General features: G+C 52.9%; 15 protein-coding genes. 10 read left to right on the plus strand and 5 right to left on the minus strand.

Going from position 1 to position 17,653, the window contains the following annotated elements; genetic code table 11:
- Positions 1-95: 95 nt before the first annotated feature.
- Complete coding sequence (locus tag ACK3CJ_RS11655; RefSeq protein ID WP_409522377.1) at positions 96-557, minus strand: Lrp/AsnC family transcriptional regulator; 462 nt, start codon at positions 555-557, stop codon at positions 96-98.
- A 232-nt stretch (positions 558-789) separates the two neighbouring features.
- Between ACK3CJ_RS11655 and ACK3CJ_RS11660 the strand changes: the two genes are divergently transcribed.
- The 4 genes from ACK3CJ_RS11660 to ACK3CJ_RS11675 all read left to right on the plus strand — a co-directional run bounded on the left by ACK3CJ_RS11660 (position 790) and on the right by ACK3CJ_RS11675 (position 7,563).
- Positions 790-2,175: an NAD(P)/FAD-dependent oxidoreductase gene (locus tag ACK3CJ_RS11660; protein WP_409522378.1), complete on the plus strand. Its 1,386-nt coding sequence runs from the start codon at positions 790-792 to the stop codon at positions 2,173-2,175.
- Between the two features lie 11 nt (positions 2,176-2,186).
- Positions 2,187-2,522, plus strand: coding sequence for a hypothetical protein (locus ACK3CJ_RS11665; RefSeq protein ID WP_409522379.1), 336 nt, complete (start codon positions 2,187-2,189; stop codon positions 2,520-2,522).
- Positions 2,523-2,839: 317 nt separating this feature from the next.
- Positions 2,840-6,352 (plus strand): indolepyruvate ferredoxin oxidoreductase family protein, encoded by a 3,513-nt coding sequence (locus tag ACK3CJ_RS11670; protein ID WP_409522380.1) that lies wholly within the window; start codon positions 2,840-2,842, stop codon positions 6,350-6,352.
- Between the two features lie 11 nt (positions 6,353-6,363).
- Complete coding sequence (locus tag ACK3CJ_RS11675) at positions 6,364-7,563, plus strand: aromatic amino acid transaminase (RefSeq protein WP_409522381.1); 1,200 nt, start codon at positions 6,364-6,366, stop codon at positions 7,561-7,563.
- A gap of 120 nt (positions 7,564-7,683) precedes the next feature.
- Here the strand turns inward: ACK3CJ_RS11675 and ACK3CJ_RS11680 are convergent, their stop codons facing one another.
- Together ACK3CJ_RS11680 and ACK3CJ_RS11685 are read right to left on the minus strand one after the other, a co-directional pair.
- Positions 7,684-8,421, minus strand: a complete 738-nt coding sequence (locus ACK3CJ_RS11680; protein WP_409522382.1) for a glycerophosphodiester phosphodiesterase — start codon at positions 8,419-8,421, stop codon at positions 7,684-7,686.
- A gap of 27 nt (positions 8,422-8,448) precedes the next feature.
- Complete coding sequence (locus tag ACK3CJ_RS11685) at positions 8,449-9,054, minus strand: cupin domain-containing protein (RefSeq protein WP_409522383.1); 606 nt, start codon at positions 9,052-9,054, stop codon at positions 8,449-8,451.
- A gap of 159 nt (positions 9,055-9,213) precedes the next feature.
- On the opposite strand from ACK3CJ_RS11685, the gene pepQ reads away from it, so the two are divergent.
- A complete protein-coding gene (pepQ, locus tag ACK3CJ_RS11690) occupies positions 9,214-10,542 on the plus strand; it encodes a Xaa-Pro dipeptidase (protein WP_409522384.1) in 1,329 nt (442 codons plus the stop codon).
- A 10-nt stretch (positions 10,543-10,552) separates the two neighbouring features.
- On the opposite strand, the gene ACK3CJ_RS11695 is transcribed toward pepQ, so the two are convergent.
- On the minus strand, positions 10,553-11,467 hold the full coding sequence (locus ACK3CJ_RS11695; RefSeq protein ID WP_409522385.1) for a LysR family transcriptional regulator: 915 nt from the start codon (positions 11,465-11,467) through the stop codon (positions 10,553-10,555).
- A gap of 530 nt (positions 11,468-11,997) precedes the next feature.
- On the opposite strand from ACK3CJ_RS11695, the gene ACK3CJ_RS11700 reads away from it, so the two are divergent.
- The 5 genes from ACK3CJ_RS11700 to ACK3CJ_RS11720 all read left to right on the plus strand — a co-directional run bounded on the left by ACK3CJ_RS11700 (position 11,998) and on the right by ACK3CJ_RS11720 (position 16,872).
- On the plus strand, positions 11,998-13,017 hold the full coding sequence (locus ACK3CJ_RS11700; protein ID WP_409522386.1) for a TRAP transporter substrate-binding protein: 1,020 nt from the start codon (positions 11,998-12,000) through the stop codon (positions 13,015-13,017).
- A gap of 113 nt (positions 13,018-13,130) precedes the next feature.
- A complete protein-coding gene (locus ACK3CJ_RS11705) occupies positions 13,131-13,721 on the plus strand; it encodes a TRAP transporter small permease (protein WP_409522387.1) in 591 nt (196 codons plus the stop codon).
- Positions 13,722-13,753: 32 nt separating this feature from the next.
- A complete protein-coding gene (locus ACK3CJ_RS11710) occupies positions 13,754-15,058 on the plus strand; it encodes a TRAP transporter large permease (protein WP_409522388.1) in 1,305 nt (434 codons plus the stop codon).
- Between the two features lie 107 nt (positions 15,059-15,165).
- A complete protein-coding gene (locus tag ACK3CJ_RS11715) occupies positions 15,166-16,377 on the plus strand; it encodes a multidrug effflux MFS transporter (protein ID WP_409522389.1) in 1,212 nt (403 codons plus the stop codon).
- An 18-nt stretch (positions 16,378-16,395) separates the two neighbouring features.
- Complete coding sequence (locus tag ACK3CJ_RS11720; RefSeq protein WP_409522390.1) at positions 16,396-16,872, plus strand: MarR family winged helix-turn-helix transcriptional regulator; 477 nt, start codon at positions 16,396-16,398, stop codon at positions 16,870-16,872.
- A 22-nt stretch (positions 16,873-16,894) separates the two neighbouring features.
- Here the strand turns inward: ACK3CJ_RS11720 and ACK3CJ_RS11725 are convergent, their stop codons facing one another.
- Positions 16,895-17,641, minus strand: a complete 747-nt coding sequence (locus ACK3CJ_RS11725; RefSeq protein ID WP_409522391.1) for an SDR family oxidoreductase — start codon at positions 17,639-17,641, stop codon at positions 16,895-16,897.
- Positions 17,642-17,653 lie beyond the last annotated feature (12 nt).

A 17,653-nucleotide genomic window follows, 5' to 3' on the forward strand; every position in this document is an offset into this window, starting at 1 on the left:
AGTAGATCTCAGACTGCTATCTATCCACTGAACACAGGCAGATTGTGATAGTTGGACTGAGGTGTGTCTGGCAGCATACGTAAGACAGGGATCTGTCAGACAGGAATGGCTGTTTCGTTCTTGATTTCGCGCAGTGCAAAATTACTGTGCACCTGTGAGATGCCGGAAATGGTGAAGATTTTTTCATTCAGAAAGCGGTCATAAGATTCCATATCCGGGATAACCACACGCAACATGAAATCTGCCGTTCCGGTCACGGCATAGCATTGTAAAACCTCCGGATACTGCTTCACCCGCTCCTCAAACTCAACGGTGCTGTCGGCACTGTGTCGTAACAGAGTCACCATCGCCATCACGCACAGGGGCTGACCTACCTGGCGTGACTCCACCAGCGCAACAAAACCACGAATAACGCCTGCTTCCTCCAGCGCCTTAACCCGACGCCAACAAGCTGCGGGAGACAACCCGATACTGTCGGCCAACTCCTGATTGCTGATGCGTCCATCAGTCTGAAGCAGCTTGAGGATGCGTTTGTCGTAGGTATCTAATTGAATCACGGTTGAACTTACCTGCTCTGCCGGACAGCGGCATCCGTCTGTTTATTTGTTCAAATGTTATCCCTACACAATGACCTATTCAAACCTTCCACTCAAGTATTGATCCAGCGCAAGTAAAACAGAATGGAATATTGACCTTGGTATTAGTTATATATAATTTAAGCCATGTTAATATATATAAAAATAGAGTGATCACCAATTAATCACTCAGTGGCGCCCGGAGTAAAGTGCAATGACCAGAAAGACCCCACATCCAGATAGTAAAAGTCGCCGAGACCTGCTCAAGTTAGGTCTGGCATCTGCCGTTGCAGGGCCGGCACTAGGTTTGATTCCTGACGCGCTGGCTCAGCAGACTAATGCGCATATTGTTATCAGCGGTGCTGGTGCAGGTGGTATCGCAATGGCCAACCGCTTTACCCGGAGCCTCCCCGGCGCGCGTATCACCATCATAGACAGCCGTGAGGATCATCACTATCAGCCCGGTTGGACACTGGTTGCCTCAGCGGTATGGAACAAAAAGAAGACACTGTCGAAAACCGCCGAATGGCTACCACCCAGCGTCAACTGGGTACGTGGCATGGTGACCGAGTATGATCCGGATAACAATCAAGTCACAGTCAGTAATGGTGAAACATTAAAGTATGACTATCTGATAGTGGCTTGCGGATTACAGCTGCGCTATGAACGGATTGAAGGGATGGATACACGCCTGATTGGCCAGGGCAAGGGGATCGGCAGTGTCTATGCCGGGATTAATGAGGCTGAAGCAACCAGTGTCGAGATCGATCGCTGGATAGCAAGTGGACGAGGTACTGGTCTGTTCAATCTGCCACCGTCTGCCCTCAAGTGTGCTGGTGCGCCCCTTAAAATGACTTTCACCACCCTGTCCCGCCTTGAGAATAGTGGTAAACGTGATCAATTCAATGTCGAGTTCATGACGCCTTCAGGTGGCTTGTTTGGCGTGCCCTTCTATAACGACTTTGTAAAGCAACGATTTACTGAACAGGGGGTGATACGCAACGATTTCTGGACGCTCACAGGGATTGATGCTGATGCAAAAAAAGCCACTTATAAGGTCAAGGGCGAGCGCACAGGAACGGCAACATCCGGCCATTATACTGTTGGGGGTGACCATCATGACAGCTGGGAGGAAACACGCGATTACGACTTTATTCATGTAGTCCCACCCATGACCGCTCCGGAATCAATCCTAAACAGCCCCCTGCGCTTCAGCGAAGGACCCTTTGTCGACTGGATGGAGGTGGACAGAGAAACCCTGCAGAACCCCAACTATCCCAATGTCTGGGGTATCGGTGATGTGATGGGAATGCCCAGCAACAAGACCGCTGCCAGCGTGAAGATGCAGGCAAATGTATTGGAACAGAACTTCCTGGCCTATCTGCAGGATCGCCCACTGCCTGCCCGACACAACGGATACACCTCCTGCCCACTGATCACCAGTATCGGCAAGGCGATGTTGGTGGAGTTTGGCTGGGACAGCAAGCTGCTGCCCTCCTTCTCCTTCATCGATCCGAAAGAGGAATCCTGGACCGTATGGGTCATGAAAGAGCGCATGTTGCGCCCCGCTTACTACGCCATGCTTGAAGGCAAAATATAAGGAGTATCACCATGACACTGACTGGCATTCTGACTGTTCTCTGGTACTCCGCCCTGCCCTGGCTATGGCTGATTGCACTGATGATCGTGATTTTTCTGATCCCACAGGTGATCGCACGCACAAAGGGCTATGGCTTTACAAAACCAGGCGGTATTGGTTCAAAACTGCTGCCACCGATCGTGGCGATTGCAGCACTGTTTCTGGTACCGATTCACACCCTGTCCAGCATCGCGTATGTCAATACCTGGGTTGACTGGATGAACCTGATCGGCGTTTCGATTGGACTGGGTATCTACGCCTGGCTGGTATTGCACCCGATCTGTTATCTGAAAAATCGTAAAGCCTGAACAGCCAGCTTCTGATGATCAGTCGCCGGAGATACAACCGAGCGACTGACCCCTCTCTATTTCTGTCATTTGATACCTTCATATCAACATCAGTTGTTTATATTAGAATGAAATAAGCGATTTAAGAAAGAATATTTACTTTATAGGTACTATTTAGAAATAAAATTTCATATCCTGACTTTTTACCCGCCCTTTTCGCAAGCACCTTTCTCCTGATTTTTCCTACAATGGTTGTAACAACTGCACCTGTGGCGGAATCCTGTTTTTACGCCGTTATGGGTGACATAACAAGAAATCAGACCCAGCAGGCAACGTCAATGAATAGCCATATCTCCAAGCTCGATGACTATCAGTTGGAAGATCGTTACACCCGCATGGAAGGCAGAGTCTTCCTGACCGGCACTCAGGCGCTGGTCCGCATCCCCCTGATGCAGGCTGCACTGGATAAACAGAACGGCCTTAATACTGCCGGTTTGATCAGCGGCTATCGCGGCTCACCGCTCGGTGGTTACGATCAGGCACTGTGGCAGTGCCGCACGCTGCTTGATGATCACAAGATAGAGTTTGTTCCCGCCATCAATGAAGATCTTGCTGCCACCATGGTGCTCGGCAGCCAGCAGGTTGAGACCGACCCGGATAAACAGGTCGAAGGTGTCTTTGGCCTCTGGTATGGCAAGGGCCCTGGTGTCGATCGCGCTGGCGATGCGCTCAAGCACGGTACCACTTATGGCAGCTCCCCTCATGGCGGTGTATTGGTTGTAGCAGGTGACGACCACGGTTGTGTTTCCTCCTCCATGCCCCATCAGTCGGATGTGGCCTTTATGTCCTGGTTTATGCCGACCATCAACCCTGCCAACCTTGCGGAATATATCGATTTCGGCCTGTGGGGCTATGCGCTGTCGCGCTACTCCGGTTGCTGGGTTGGTTTCAAGGCGATCTCCGAAACGGTCGAAAGTGCGGCTTCTGTTGATCTCAAGCCTCTGCCCACATTCGTTATGCCAACCGATTTCACAGCACCCGCCACTGGTCTGCACTATCGTTGGCCAGATCTGCCGGGACCACAGCTGGAAACCCGTATCGAACACAAGCTGGCCGCCGTTCAGGCGTTTGCCCGTGCTAATCCGATCGACAAATGCCTGTTCAACAATCCCCAGGCACGCTATGGCATAGTCTCTACCGGCAAGGGCCATCTTGATCTGATGGAAGCGCTGGAGATGCTGGGTATTGATGAAGCCCGTGCGCGTGAGCTGGGCATCGATATCTATAAGGTCGGCATGGTCTGGCCAATCGAAAAACAGGGCATGCTGAGCTTTGTTCACGACAAGCAGGAAGTGTTGGTGATCGAAGAGAAGCGCGGCATCATCGAGAGCCAGATCAAGGAAGCGATGTCTGAACCCGATCATCCCGGCGAAGTATTGATCGTCGGCAAACAGAATGAAGTGGGCGAACCTCTGATCCCTTACGTCGGCGAACTCAGCCCCCGGATTCTGGCAGGGTTTGTCGCTGCGCGCCTGAGCCGTTTCTTCAATATCAGTTTCGATGAGCCACTGGCAACGCTGCAAGCCAGCAGTTGCGGCACCAAAGATCCCGGTGGTGTGCGTCGCATGCCCTACTTCTGCTCCGGCTGCCCGCATAACAGCTCAACCAAAGTGCCGGAGGGCAGCAAGGCGCTGGCCGGTATCGGTTGTCACTTTATGGCATCCTGGATGGGGCGCGAAACCGAATCTCTGATTCAGATGGGTGGCGAAGGTGTCAACTGGGTTGGCAAGAGCCGCTTTACCGGCAATGGCCATATCTTCCAGAATCTGGGTGAAGGCACCTGGTTCCATTCAGGTTCGATGGCGATCCGTCAGGCGGTTGCAGCGGGCGTCAATATTACCTACAAGATCCTGTTCAACGATGCCGTTGCCATGACCGGCGGCCAACCGGTGGACGGTCAGATCACGGTACCGATGATCGCTAACCACGCCGCCGCCGAAGGTGTTAAACGCATTGTCGTGCTCAGCGATGAGCCGGAGAAGTATAAAGGTCATGAAGGTCAGTTCCCGAAGGGTGTCACCTTCCACGACCGTGATGAGCTGGATGGGATTCAGCGTGAGCTGCGTGAGATCAAAGGCTGTACCGTACTGATCTACGACCAGACCTGTGCTGCCGAGAAGCGCCGCCGTCGCAAGCGTGGCCAGTTCCCTGATCCTGCCAAGCGCGCCTTTATCAATCATCATGTGTGCGAAGGCTGTGGTGATTGCTCCGTACAGTCCAACTGTCTGTCGATTGTGCCGCGTGAGACTGAACTGGGTCGTAAGCGCAAGATCGATCAGTCCTCCTGTAACAAGGACTTCTCCTGCGTAAAGGGCTTCTGCCCCAGTTTTGTCACTATCGAAGGTGGTGAACTGCGCAAGCCTCAGGCGGAGAGCGTTGGCGACAGCTTCTGGAAAAAGGTGAATGATCTGCCCACACCGCTGCACCCAGAATTGCAGGGCACCTATGACATGATGGTCGTCGGTGTCGGCGGTACCGGTATTGTTACCATCGGTGCGCTGATCACCATGGCCGCGCACCTTGAGTCCAAAGGTGCATCGGTACTCGACTTTATGGGTTTTGCGCAGAAAGGTGGCGCAGTACTCAGCTATATTCGACTGGCCGACAGCCCTGAAAAGCTGCATCAGGTACGCATCGAAGAGGGTCAGGCCGATGCGATGATCGCTTGTGATATGGTTGTAGCGACCTCACAGAAGGCGCTGAATGTTCTGAACAAGAACCATACCCGCATCGTTATCAATCAGGCCGAGCTGCCGACCGCCGACTATGTGTTGTTCCGCGATGCCAACATGGATAGCCGCAAGCGCGTCGGCATGCTGGCCGATATCGCTGGCGAGTCCGGCTTCGACAGCATGGATGCCAACACTATGGCAGAGCGTCTGCTGGGGGATACTGTTTTCTCCAACATGATGATGCTGGGCTTCGCCTGGCAGCGTGGTCTGGTACCTGTTTCGCTGGCAGCACTGCAGCGCGCCATCGAACTCAATGGTGTGGCGGTTGAGAAGAACAAACAGGCATTTGCCTGGGGTCGACTCGCTGCAGCGGATGCCGAGTACATCAAGACACGTTTCATTGCTGAAGAGGTCTCTGCCCCGCTGAGCCTTGAACAGCAGATAGAGAAAAATGCACACTATCTGACACGTTACCAGAACGGCGCCTGGGCAGCCCGCTATCGTGAACTGATGGCAAAGCTCCAGAAAGCCGAGGCGAATCTAATCAGCCAATCAGGTAAGGTAGCTTCTAATATCAAGGGATCTGGTAAACTGAGCGAAGCCGTTGCGAAACAACTCTTCCGTTTGATGTCTTATAAAGATGAGTATGAAGTGGCGCGTCTGTTCACTGAAACAGACTTCCTGAAGGAGATTGAAAGCACCTTCAGTGGTGACTACACGATCAATTTCCATATGGCTCCACCACTGCTGTCCAAGGCACTCGATGGCAAGGGGCGCCCGGCCAAACGTCGTTTTGGTCCCTGGATGCTGAAGGCACTCAAGGTGCTGGCAGGTCTGCGCCATCTCAGAAACGGTAAGCTCGACCCGTTCCGTTTCAGTGCCGATCGCAAGCTGGATCGGCAGTTGCTGGCCGAGTATGAAGCACTGCTGGAGATGTTTGTCGCCACATTGGACAAAGAGAACTATGCAACGGCTGTAGAACTGGCTAATCTGCCCGCCGAGATCCGTGGCTTTGGCCCGGTGCGTGAGCAAGCGGCTGAAAAAGCGGCTGAAAAGCACCAGATCCTGCTCGCAGAGTATAAAAATGGAGTTGCTGTCGCTACCGCCAGCGCAGCCTGAGGAGAATAATAATGTTTGAAGTCATTCAAGCCCAGCCCCACGACGCGATACTGCAGTTGATGGCACTGTATCGCCAGGACCCGAATCCACACAAGGTCGACCTTGGCGTGGGGGTCTACAAGGATGAACTGGGCAACACCCCGATCATGCAGGCCGTTGATCGCGCCCAGCGCATTCTGATCGAACAGGAGCTGACCAAGACCTACATCGGTCCGGCTGGTGCTCCTCAGTACAATCAATTGATCAGCCAACTGATTCTGGGCCAGTCGCTCTATCAGCAGCTCAGCAACCGCCTGGCTGTTGCTCAGACTCCTGGTGGCTGTGGCGCACTGCGTATGGCAGCCGAATTTCTGAAAAGCTGCTCTCCTGATACCACCGTCTGGGTCAGTGATCCGACCTGGGCCAACCATATTCCACTGCTCGGCGGCGCTGGCCTGAAGATCCAGACCTATGCCTACTATGACCATGCCAGTGGCGGTATTCAGTTCGACAAGATGATGAGCGCGCTGGACGCAGCGAAAACTGGCGATGTCGTGCTGTTGCACGGTTGCTGCCATAACCCGAGCGGTGCCGACCTGAACCTGGAGCAGTGGAAGGCTGTCACCGAACTGGTTCAGCGCAAGGGCCTGCTGCCCTTCGTCGATATGGCTTATCAGGGACTCGGTGATGGACTGGACGAAGATGCTGCCGGTGTGCGCTATCTGGCTGAGCAAGTTCCTGAGCTGATCATCGCAGCGTCCTGCTCGAAGAACTTTGGCCTGTACCGCGAGCGTACTGGCGTGCTGTTGATTTTGTCTGCCAATGCTGAGCAGTCACTGAATACCGCAAGCCAGCTGTTCGGTACTATCCGCTCCCACTACTCCATGCCACCGAACCATGGTGCTGCAATAGTTGAAGTGATTCTGAGCAATGGTGATCTGCGCAATCTGTGGCAGCAGGAGCTGGGCCAGATGCGCAGGCGGATCGGTGATCTGCGCGTGCAGTTCAACCAGACACTGAGTCAGCAAGGCGTTGAGCAGGATTTCAGCTTTATCGAACGCCAGAAAGGGATGTTCTCCTTCCTGGGTATCTCTGCGCAACAGGTACATCGACTGCGCGATGAGTACAGCATCTATATGGTCGATTCCAGCCGCGTAAACGTGGCGGGACTGTCCAGTCAGAATCTGGACTACGTCTGCAAAGCGGTCATCAATGTACTGAAAACCAGCTGAAGCTGAATCGGCAGGTACCCCTGGGCTCCGCTCAACGGTACCTGCCGCTCTTCGCTTAGTTTTTCCGAACAGCTGCATCAGTTACAACATATCCAGTTACAGCATATTCAGTTACAGCAGTTACAACAGTATCCGATGATTGGTCAGTATCTCATCCACTCCTGACTCTATCGCCTGCTTTGCATCCTCATCTGTCTCCGGCAAAAACGCCAGCACTTTGGCACCATAAGCGTGATAGCGTGACACCATTTCGGGGCGCATCACTTCAATACCCATAAAGCGAGATGGCAACGAATACACCTTGCCAGGTAAGATACCCGCAAGAGACGGCAGCCGCATCAGAGACATAACACCGGCCCTACGACAACCACCCTCTCTGACCATGCAGATAGCATCCGGGTGATGCCCTAGCAGATATTGCTCCTGCTCTTTCCGCCAGAACAGAAAACGCACCTGATCAGTCAGAAACTCTTTATAACCGGGCCGTGTCCAGAGGTGCAGCAAGTAGCTCAGTGTCTGCATGCCACTCTCAGGTTTGATATCCAGTGTCCAGCGATATTCAGCATAGCGCTCAACCATCTCATCAAAAAAAAGCAGAGCACATTTTGTCGATGCAGCTGTTTTCAACTGAAGAGATGCCAGTTCGGAGCGTGTGGCGCCCTCAACTGAACGGGAAAAACCCGCGATGCGCTCAAGATCCGGATCATGACACAGTACCAGATGGCCATCGCAGGTAGTGCGAAGATCGGTTTCAAAATGAGTGAAGCCGAGATCCACCGCGGCATCAAAAGCGTTGCTGGTATTTTCGGTAAAGAGCTGACTGTAGCCGCGGTGGCTGATCCAGACCGGGCCAGACATTCTCAAACTCTCACCGTCATCACCTGATTACTCAGCCTGATGAGGTTTGAAGTTAACTTCAAGATTACCCACCCAGTAGACACGGGTGACCTTATCCTGCGAGGCATTGCCCCACTGGTGTGGCATGGTTGCCTGAAAATGAGCGCTGTCCCCCTGCTGCAGAACATGATCCTGCCCGTCCAGTTTGAGAAACAACTCCCCTTCCAGTACCAGCATGGTTTCCTCACCCTCGTGACTGACCAGCTCAGACAGGTATCCCGGATCCATATCGATCTCAATGGCGCTCATGGTCTGGCCATTGAACTCGGTCGACAACAATGAGTAGGTCAGGCCATTATTGCTGAACTGCATCGACTTGCGCTCAGCCTTGCGTGAGACATGCCCCACTCCTTCAGGCATTTTGACGAAGTAGTCGACGCTGACATCCAGCGCCTTTGCCAGGTTCACAAGTGAAGCCAATGATGGCGACACCAGATTGCGCTCCATCTGTGAAATAAAACCGATCGAAAGATGGGCCCGCTCGCCCACTTGCTGCAGAGTTAATCCAAGCGCTTTGCGACGACTGCGCGCGAGCTGGCCAAGTGGTGCTGCAGATGTCAACGTGATGGCGTCCTGCTCTTGTGGGTGACTCATTGGGCTACTCTCTTTTTATTCGATAAAAACGGCATTTTTTAAAAATCTTATCTGTACTAAAAATTTTAGTCTGAGTACACTTTCACTATTGAACATTATATGCAAGTTGCAGGTTAATACGACCCGATTTGTAACAGGATATTCAGAGACGGCTCATTTATGACAACAGAACTCTACCCGCAACACCTGCTGGGCCTGTGCAAACAGTATCAAACACTGATGAGCAGCACCGATGTTGATCACCTGATCATCAGCAGTGGTAGCCAGTCCTATTACTTCCATGATGACCATACTCATCCGTTCAAGGCCTACGCCGGTGCCCAACAGTGGCTACCCTTTGTCGCCCGGCCGGACCTGTTTATTCTGCTCAGCCGAGAAGGAAAACCAAGGCTGATCTGGCCAGACAAACCTGATTTCTGGCACACCACCGCTCAGATTCCAGATGGCGACTGGCAATCCCTGTGGCAGATTGAAACCGCCTCTGCACTGAAAGACTGGATGCCTGCTCTGCAAGGTCGCATCACCTGGCTGGGCCCGCTTAACCAACAGCTGAAAAGCCTGGCAACCAAGCCAGAGATCAACCCGGAATACTTGCTGCATCCGCTCTATTATCAGCGCGCAATCAAGAGTGACTACGAGATCGCCTGTATGGAGCTGGCCAGCATCAAGGGTGTAAAAGGTCACCTTGCCGCCGAAGCCGGTTTTCATGCAGGGAAAAGCGAGGCAGAGATCTATCTCGATTTTCTGGCTGCCAGTGAGCAACTGAGCAAAGACGAACCCTACCCCGGCATCGTCTGCCTGAATCATGCAGCTGCTATTCTGCACTATGAGCATAAGCTATGGCAAAGACCTGATGTATATTATTCTATGCTAATAGATGCCGGCGCGAACCATCTTGGCTATTGCAGTGATATCACGCGCACCTACTGCAACCATCATGCTTCTGACGGAGCCCTGTTTGCAGAGCTGCTGAGCCAAATGGAAGCGCTTGAGCAGAGCATCTGTAAAGCGGCTGTGGCCGGCACAGACTATCAGAACCTGCATCAGACCGGCTTGCGAGAAATCGCCGGTGTCCTGCACCAGATGGGGATCTGTTCGCTGTCGGTGGATGAGCAGATGGAGAAGCGTATCCCGCAGGTATTTTCACCGCACGGTTTGGGCCATCTGATAGGTCTGCAGGTACATGATGTCGCCGGACATCAGATTGATGAACTGGGCACACTGCTCAAACCGGGTGATGATGCGCCATTCTTGCGCCTGACACGTCGTCTGGAAAGTAAGATGGCGATCACCATTGAACCGGGACTGTACTTTATACCCATGCTGCTGGATCGGATGGTGCGTGAAATTCCACAACATGGCTGTAATCTGGACCTGATTGAGCGTCTGAAACCTTTTGGCGGAGTTCGTGTAGAGGACAACCTGATCATCGCTGAAGCGCAAAGCCGCAACCTGACACGCGAGGCCTTCCAGGCGCTGAAGGCTTGAAGCGCTTTGATCAGACATCGATCTGCAATTCGAGATTATCCTCAAGCCATTTCTGAAAATACTCAATAAAGGCACTGACCTTGGGTGAGATATATTTGCGATCGGGGTATACCGCAAAAATACTGAGCCGCTCCGGCTCATAATCGGGGAAAAGCAGCTCCATTTCACCACTCATCACATAGGGCTTGATCACGAAGGATGCCAGATTGGCAATGCCGCGATGCGCCAGCACTGCCTCGCGTACGACCAGACTGTTATTAGCGCGCAGGTCTCCACTGACCTGAATACTATGCTTCTTCTCCCCTTTCCGAAGTGACCAGAGGTTTGCGTTGCTGGCATGTACGAAGATCAGGCAGTTATGCTCTCTGAGGGCCTCTGGTGTGCGTGGGCGTCCATGCTGCTTGATATACTGAGGCGTTGTACAGGTATACATCGGAATCGTTGCGATCTCACGTGCAATCAGACTGGAGTCTGGCAGCTGTGGATCGGTGATGCGTATCGCCAGATCAAAGCCGTCTCTGACAATATCCGGCATGCGGTCATCCAGCGTGACCTCAAAACTGACCTCAGGGTATTTCTCCATGAATGAAGGGATCGCTCTGGCCAGCTGAAACTGTCCGAACGTCATATTACAATTGATCCGCAGTATCCCTCTGGGTTGCCCCTGGAGCTGCGATACCAGATTTTCAGCCTCCTTCACCTCAGCCATAATGCTGATGCACTTCTCGTAATAGGCCGCGCCTGCCTCTGTCACACTCAAGCGTCGTGTAGTGCGCTGAAGCAAGCGAGCGCCTATGTGCTTCTCCAACTGCGACACCTGCTTGCTGACAGATGAACTGGAAATACCCAGCTCATTTGCAGCCAGTGAAAAGCTTTTAAGATCAACCACTCTGACAAAAATCGCCATGGCAGATAACAGATCCAAATCCTATCTCCTTGAATGAGTCAGAGCAGCGAGCAATGTCACCACTTCACAAATCGAATAACATTATTTCGCAATCGGAAAGTATCACAACAGAGCTTAGCAGAAAATCATCTCAATACAGTGACTTCCACTTCTCGATGAGTTGCCTGAATACAGATATCAGGTCTGAACATATAAATTCTTTATTGATTCAGATCAAGGATTTAATTTCGGAAATCCTCTGTTAAACGCCTGGCCCACTTGCCATTCAATCAGGTAGCTAAAACCCGAACCAAGCCGCCTCATGCAGGCTGATATAAATCCAATTTGGTTTCATATGTAACTAATGACCTAAGAGTACAGCCTTGACAGCGGGCGGCAATATATCAGATATTGCTTAACGTTCAATACCCAAAGGTGCCGCCATTGATGCCGCCATTGATGCACCTATCAAAACCGCCACCGGGTAGTGACCTATTATTCAGCGACGACTGAGTAAGTTTCGAGTGAAACTATAAATACAACGCTTCAACTCTCGAAAGGACAAACGAATGAAAACTATCAAGACCCTCATGCTGGCGACTGGCTTTATGGCCGTTACTGCGTTTACCCCTGCCATGGCACAAACCACGCTGACCGTCAGCACCTGGGCCTCTCCCAACCACGGCATCAACTCCATGGTATGGCCTACCTGGGGTGAGTGGATTGAAGAAGCCACCGAAGGCCGTGTCAAACTTAATGTTGTTTATGATCTGGGCCCATCACACTCGCAGATGGATATCGTCGCAGATGGTATTGGTGATGTCACCTGGATGTTCCACGGTCACTTCCCCGGCCGCTTCCTGACTACCGAGTTGCCTGAGCTGCCCTTCTTTGAAGATGTTTCCTCCGAAGTGATGTCAGCCGCTTACTGGCGCACCCATGAACAATACTTGGCTAAGGCTCGCGAGCACCGCGATGTGGAAGTACTGGCTGTTGGTGTGCATGGACCAGGGCAGATATTCAGCCGTGAAAAGATCGAATCGCTGGACGAGCTCAAAGGCAAGCGCATGCGTGTCGGCGGTGGGGTGATGTCTGAAATTGCCCGTCGTCTGGAGATCTCTGGCGTCAACCTGCCCCCTACTCAGACTTATGAAGCGGCATCACAGGGTGTTATCGATGGTGCCTTCCTGACCCTCGAAGGTCTGCGCTCATTCCGTGTGGCCGAAGTCGCACCTTACACACTAAGCCTGCCAGGTGGCCTGTATCGCGGTAGCTTTGCCATCGTCATCAATCCAGACACCTGGGACTCGCTGTCCGCTGCTGACCGTGATGCAATCATGGGTGTCTCCGGTGAGCGTTTGTCTCGTCTGTTCGGTGAGATGATGGATATCTCTGACGAGAGCGGTGTTGCCTTCGCCAAAGAGCAGGGTAATACCTTCACTGACGCTTCACCTGAAGTGGTGGCTGCTGCGCGTGAGTTGACAGCAGATCTGGAAGCCACATGGGTTGAAAATGCTGCCAAGGACGGTGTGGACTCCCAAGCCGCACTCGACTTCTTCAAGGCTCAACTTGCGGAACTGAAGCAGTAATCCAACAGCCCGGCTGTTTATCTAAAAGCACTCTACACTGAAACTATATCTGCACAGTGTAGAGTGCCTGCTGCCCTCTGCCGAACGTCACCCCGATTCATCCGAGGTTATTCATGCTGGCCAATCTTACACATAACACCGAACGCGTTATCAGAACAGGACTGGAAGGCCTGGCTGGCATTGCCCTGCTCGGTATGATGCTTGTGACCACCTTTGACGTCATTGGTCGCTTCTTTTTCAACGCCCCTCTGCTGGGTGCTATCGAGCTCATTCAGTTGATGCTGGCTGTTGTGATCTTCTGCTCATTTCCGGTTGTGTGCTGGAAAGAGGAACATATCGCCGTAGACTTGCTCGACCAGTGGGTGCCAGCCTGGGTTGTGCCCTGGCGCCAGATATTCATCAACGGTATCTGCACCTTTGCACTCTATGTCATGGCTGATCGTATCTGGGCCTTTGCCGGCCGTTCGATGTCTTATGGTGATGTTACTGAATTTCTAAGAATACCAGTGGGTTATCTGATCTATTTAATGTCTTTGATGGCATGGATGGCCGCTGTTTTCACGTTTATTCGCGCACTGTTCTATATACCTGAAATTTTCGGCTACAAGACCTGGGCCCACCATGATCCCGAAAAAATGTCGGATCAGTATCTGGGCAGCGCGTCTCATCCCGACAAAAACAATAATCAGCCCAACGGCCAGTAATCTGGTTTCATCGGTTTTGAGGTAGCTTTACTGTGTTTGAATCACTTATCGGCTTTGCCATCCTCTTTGCATTGATTCTGCTACGTGTACCCCTCGCCTTTGCGATGGGCGCCATAGGCTTTATCGGTTTCTATTATGTCCTCGGCGGTAACTGGAATGCGGCGGCAGCGATGTCGGCCCGTCGTATTGTAGATACTGGCCAGGAATATGGCCTGTCTGTCATCCCCCTGTTTATCCTGATGGGTAATCTGGTGACCAAGGCGGGCCTCTCGGATGCTATTTATCGTGCGTCCAACGCCTTTATCGGTCACTTCCGTGGAGGTCAGGCGATGGCGACCATTCTGGCCTGTGGGGGCTTCAGCTCCATCAGTGGATCAAGCCTGGCCACAGCGGCCACCATGACCAAAGTGGCGATGCCTCAGATGCGCAAATACGGTTACTCCGATGCACTGGCGACCGCTTCCATTGCGGCCGGCGGCACGCTCGGCATTCTGATTCCGCCGAGTGTCATGCTTGTTATCTACGGTATTTTGACCGAACAGAGTATCCGTGAGCTTTTCGCTGCAGGCCTTATCCCCGGGATACTCGGTATTCTGCTCTATCTGGTAGCAGTCAAGTTTGTCGTCGGTCGCAATGCAGATGCTTGCCAGGATGCCGAAAAAGCTGACTGGCCAGAGCGTTTTTCAGCACTGGCGGGCGTCGGCACCACCCTGCTGCTGTTCATCCTTGTCATTGGTGGCATCTATATCGGCATGTTCACACCCACTGAAGCGGCTGGCATCGGTGCATTTGGTGCTTTTATTCTGGCTTTCATGCGTCGTGCGCTTACCTGGGGTGTGCTGTATGAAGTGCTGGTGGATACCGCACGCACCACTGCGATGCTGTTCGCTGTGATCATCGCGGCGTTGATCTTCTCCAACTTCATCAACCGCGCAGGCCTTCCTCAGGAGCTGCTGGCGATGCTCAACAGCTGGAACCTGACCCCGATGATGGTAATGCTGGTGATCCTTGCCATTTATATTCTGCTGGGCTGCATGCTGGAGAGCATGTCGATGATGCTGTTGACAGTGCCGCTCTTCTTCCCGGTTGTCGCTGGCCTCGGTTTTGATCTGGTCTGGTTCGGTATCATTGTGGTGATTGTGATTGAGATCAGTCTGATTACACCACCGGTGGGGATGAACGTGTTTGTTTTGAAAGGTCTGGTGCCGGATGTAAAGACATCCACCATATTCAGAGGTATTACCCCTTTCTGGGTGGCTGATATTGTGCGGCTATTGATGGTACTCTTTATCCCTGCGCTGGCACTCTACCTCCCCCAGTTGCTGTACACCACTTAACTCTTAACTCTTAATTCTTAACTACTGCAACAAACCAATATACCACCACAGTAGCTGACTCATGAGGTCGGCTGCTAGTGGTTTTGTTTTCGGATAAGGACAGCCCCATGAGCCAATCTGCATCATCATCCAAACGATCACCGGGCCTGATACAGGGCATTGTCCTGGTCGGGCTGGTTGCATTCAGCGCCATCTCCACCGATCTGTATCTGTCGGGCCTGCCCGCCATGATCACAGACCTGAACAGTAACCACGGCCATGTACAGCTGACACTCAGCCTGTTCATGCTGGGCTACGCCCTGGGCCAGATCATCAGTGGGTCGTTGGCTGACAGTTGGGGGCGGATGCCAGTGCTTAAACTCGGGCTGGTGCTGTTCTTTCTGGCTTCCCTGATCTGTATCTGGGCACCAACGGTTGAAGCATTGTGGGTGGGCCGTATTCTGCAGGGGCTTGGTGCGAGTGTCGGCCCGGTGCTGGGTCGTGCGATTGTCAGTGATGTTTACCCACGTGAGGATGCTGCAAAAGTGCTGGCTTACCTCAGCTCTGCCATGGCATTGATTCCGGCTCTGGCACCCATTATCGGTAGCTGGCTGCTGATCTGGTTCAGTTGGAGATCACACTTTGTTGCACTGGCTGCCTTCTCGGTCATTACTCTGATCGGTGTACTGCTGTTTTTATGGGAGACTCGACCGGATCACCCCGAAGGACAGAAACGGCGATTCATGGATATTTTCCGCAACTTTCCGCGCTTTATTAAGGATCGGCTATTCATCGCCTATGTGATCTGCGCCAGTACCTCTTTCGGCGCCATGTTCGCGTACATCTCCTCCTCATCCTATATCATTACGGAGGTGATCGGCCTTTCACCACAGCTGTTCGGCTACACCTTTGCCGCTAACGTAATGGGCTATATGATAGGGGCGTTTTCCAGTGCACGACTGGTCTCCCGGCTGGGGCTGAATAAAACCATCGGACTGGGATTAGGCTTGCTGCTGCTGGCCAGCCTGGTGATGTTGTTGGCGATTATGACTGGGTGGATCAATCTGATCAGCGTGCTGTTTGCAATGTTCCTGGTGTTTGCCTCAGGCGGCTTGACGCTGGCCAATAGCCAGGCAGGTTCCATCAGTCTGTTCCGGGAGTACGCAGGTTCGGCATCTGCCGTTTTCGGGCTGATTCAGATCGGAACTGCAGCGACAACAGGTGCACTGGCCGGTTACTTCTACAACGCAACTGTCATACCCTTAACTGTTATTATGTCGCTCTGCGGCCTGATCGGTTTTGCTATCTGGTACTGGCAACTGGCCGCACAGCCAGACTAATCGCATCTGGAGACTAAGTTGGATCACAATCGCGTCTTACTCAGGCTGGAGCAGTTCCTGCCCTACAGGATCAACAACCTCGCTCAGCGCATCAGTTGCTCCCTGTCGCACATCTATCAGGAAGAGTTCGGCATCGGCATTCCACAGTGGCGAATTCTCGTCTGGTTGAATTCTCAGAACGAGATGACAGCGCGAGAGATCGGCCGCTACTGTCAGATGGATAAGGTGAAGGTATCGCGCGCGGTCAATCAGCTTGCCACAGAGGGTTTGATCAGCCGCCGACGCAATGCGGATGATCAACGAGAAGTGATGCTGAGCCTGACAGACAAGGGGCATGCCTTGCTGGATGAGCTGATCCCCCGTGCGCTGGAATGGGAAAGCACGCTGGTCGCCAGCCTTTCGGCAAAAGAGTACAGGGATCTGTTCAATATCATGCAGAAGCTGGATAAGCAGCTCGACAAGCTCAACACCTGCGAACTGCCATCCGAGGAGTAGCGGTTTCCTGAATCAGTTTGAATCAGTTTTCCTGGATCAAGGGACGTATCAGCAGCTCACTGACATCAACATGAGCAGGCTGAGTAACCACATAGAGCACGGCACGGGCAATATCTTCTGGCTTCAATATCGGAGAGCCTTCGGCATACATATTGTCCTTAACCGCTGAACGGATCTTGTCGTGACGAATACTGTCAGGCAGTTCAGTATCCACCGAACCGGGCTGAATATCTGTCACCCGCACACCAAAGCGGATCGCCTCCTTGCGCAGCGTGTCGGAGATCGCTCTGACCGCATGCTTGGTGCCGCAATAGACGCCAGCGCTCTGATAGGTAAGCCGGGCCGCCACAGAGCTGATATTAACGATATGCCCATCCTTGCGCTCGGCCATGCCCGGGTAAACGGCATGGATCGCGTAGAGCACACCCTTGATGTTGACATCAATCATCTGCTCCCACTCATCCACACGGCCCGAGAGTATCGGGCTCAGTGGCATGGTGCCGGCATTGTTGATCAGAATATCGATCCCGCCCAACGCCGCCAGCCGCTCGCCGACCGCCGCCATCGCTGCGCGGTCGGAGACATCCACCACCTCGATATGAACTTCAGCTCCCTGCCCGCTCAGTTCAGTGGCCAGTGCTTCGAGCTTGTCCCGCCGACGTGCAGAGAGCACCACAAGGGCGCCCTCCTCAGCCAGCAGTCGAGCGGTCGCTTCACCGATACCGGAACTGGCTCCGGTGATCCAGACACGTTTGCCTTGCAGCTGCATTACCGCTCCTAT

Origin of the sequence: Nitrincola salilacus, assembly GCF_046271865.1 — a bacterium.
GTDB classification, from domain to species: Bacteria; Pseudomonadota; Gammaproteobacteria; order Pseudomonadales; family Balneatricaceae; genus Nitrincola; species Nitrincola salilacus.